2 protein-coding genes are annotated in these 1,712 nt (G+C 50.9%); one reads left to right on the top strand and one right to left on the bottom strand.

From position 1 onward, the window contains the following. The coding region (locus tag QMM04_RS22400) for a substrate-binding domain-containing protein (protein ID WP_282997094.1) at positions 1 to 880 on the top strand (880 nt) is incomplete at its 5' end. A 35-nt stretch (positions 881 to 915) separates the two neighbouring features. Here QMM04_RS22400 and QMM04_RS22395 read toward each other — a convergent pair. After that, positions 916 to 1,712 (bottom strand): PfkB family carbohydrate kinase (locus QMM04_RS22395; protein WP_282997093.1); only part of this gene is annotated, 797 nt, incomplete at its 5' end.

Raw genomic sequence — 1,712 nt, 5'->3', positions numbered from 1 at the left:
TTTTACATTAGCCCATGCCGCGCCCACTTATGCATTAGTACAAATTAACCAGCAGGCTCTGTTTTTTAATCTTATGAATCAGGGGGCTCAGGAAGCGGCTAAAGCCAGTGGTAAAGAGCTGGTGATTTATAACGCGAACGATAATCCTGTGGCACAAAACGATGCCATTGAAAACTATATTCAACAAGGCGTGAAAGGCATCTTAGTCGATGCCATCGATGTTAACGGCATTATGCCAGCGATTAAAGAAGCAGCCGCAGCGAAAATCCCGGTGATTGCGATTGATGCTGTATTACCAGCAGGCCCGCAAGCGTCGCAGGTTGGGGTGGATAACCTTGAAGGTGGTAAAATCCTCGGTAAATATTTTGTCGATTACGTGGCAAAAGAGATGGGGGGTAAGGCGCGCTTAGGCATTGTTGGTGCATTGAACTCAGCGATTCAAAACCAGCGTCAGAAAGGGTTTGAAGACACCATTAAAAGTAACAGCAAAATTACTGTTGCTGATGTGGTAGATGGTCAGAACATTCAGGACAACGCGATGACAGCGGCGGAAAACCTGATCACCGGTAATCCAGACCTCACCGCGATTTACGCCACCGGCGAACCGGCACTGCTTGGTGCCATTGCGGCGGTGGAAAACCAGGGACGCCAGAAAGATATCAAGGTGTTTGGTTGGGATCTGACCGCGAAAGCCATCAGCGGGATTGACGGCGGCTATGTGACGGCGGTGCTGCAACAGGATCCGAAAAAGATGGGCGAAGAGGCGCTGAAAGCACTTAACGCCATCAATGAAGGAAAAGCTGTCAATAAAACGATTCTGGTGCCTGCCACCGTGGTAACCAAAGCGAACGTGGATACTTACCGTCCGCTGTTTAAATAAGTGCGTTGTTGCGAGAGGTGGCCGGAAGGCCACCGTTAAAGACCCACGGACAGCAGTGCACTGAGTTCACACTCAGTTGGAAAGGCTTTCAGTGTTCCGGTACGGCTCACGGTAATGGCGGCCGCCGCGCTGGCATGCTGCAGCGCGAGGACATCGGGCGCGACACCGCGCAGTAAGGCCGAAGCAAGTAGCACCGCCAGGAACGTATCGCCTGCTCCGGTGCTATCTACGACCTGAATCGGTGTTGCCGGGCAAAAATGGTGTTGGGCATCGGTGATCAGTTCAGCACCTGCGGCGCCCTGAGTAATAACCAGAGTGGGGATACCAACAGGTTGCAGCAGTTCGGCTTCATGTTGATTGACCACGGCAATATCGACCAGCGGCCACAAATCGGCAAAGTCTGGGTTGGCGGGGGAAGGATTAAATACGGTGATGAGCCCATGATTTTTTGCCCAGCTAAACAGGGCGCGGGTCTTATCAACGGAGAAATTACCTTGCTGTAACAGAATATCGCCGGCTGAGGCATCCGCTAAATGCGCCAGGATAATATCCAGCGTTAGCGCTTCGGCTGCTGCCATGGTGGTAATAATCGCATTGTCGCCGTCGTGACTGGTAAAAATGATTGAGGTGTCACTATGTTCAGAAATACTATTTTGAGGATTTAACGTTAATTTTTCGCTTTGCATGCAATCGCGAATCCACTCGCCGTTAATATCGTTACCGGTGGCGGCTATTAATTGTGTATCGATACCGCAGCGGGAAATGACAATCGCCTGATTAGCGCCTTTTCCGCCGATATCTTGCGATGATTTTACGCCATGAATGGATACGC

This window comes from Pantoea sp. Pa-EAmG (assembly GCF_030024295.1).
In the GTDB taxonomy this organism is placed as follows: domain Bacteria; phylum Pseudomonadota; class Gammaproteobacteria; order Enterobacterales; family Enterobacteriaceae; genus Pantoea; species Pantoea dispersa.
Note: the sequence above shows the minus strand (reverse complement) of the source record. Positions and strands in the feature narration are given on the sequence as shown.